Source organism: Adlercreutzia equolifaciens, from assembly GCF_029076695.1.
GTDB lineage: Bacteria > Actinomycetota > Coriobacteriia > Coriobacteriales > Eggerthellaceae > Adlercreutzia > Adlercreutzia equolifaciens_A.
In genome coordinates this window covers 1-486 of the sequence record NZ_JARFIK010000023.1, presented here as the reverse complement: position 1 = coordinate 486, position 486 = coordinate 1, and the positions used below count along the sequence as shown (strand labels likewise).

The following is a 486-nucleotide window of genomic DNA, read 5'->3' as shown; positions in this document are numbered from 1 at the left end:
CTGGCCTTCGCCCGCCAGGTGTCCAGCATGCCCGATGCCTCCATTCAGATTACCTAGACGCTGATGAATTCGCTGGCCGACGAGAACCTGAATGCGTGCCTGGAAGCGGAGTCGACGGCCTCTCCCTTCTGCACCACCACCACGGCCTACGCCAAGACCATGGAGCGGTTCGCGAAATAGCTCCGCCGGGGCCCTCGCTCGAGGGCCCCTTTCTTGTACGCCTGCGGTCTCGTAGGGGGAGACGCGGGAGAGGTACCGAGATTGCCTGCTTGCCGGGGCAAGCGCAGGGGAAGGACGAGGAATGGAATTTGCCGAGTACGATAATGTGGCGCAGCCGTTTTTGGCCTGCGTGCGCGCGAATCCGGACGCGTGCGCCATGGTGTTCGAGGGGGAGCGCATCTCTTACGGGCAGATGAACGAGCGCGTGAACCGCTTCGCCCATTTGTTGCGGGAGGAAGCGGCGGTAACCCCCGGAGATAGAGTGGC

General features: G+C 63.4%; 1 protein-coding gene. It reads left to right on the top strand.

Features of this window, described 5'->3' with window-relative positions; all coding sequences use genetic code 11:
- Positions 1-301 precede the first annotated feature (301 nt).
- Positions 302-486, top strand: a 185-nt coding sequence (locus tag PZH32_RS11270; RefSeq protein ID WP_275208341.1) for an AMP-binding protein, incomplete at its 3' end; no start/stop codon positions are given.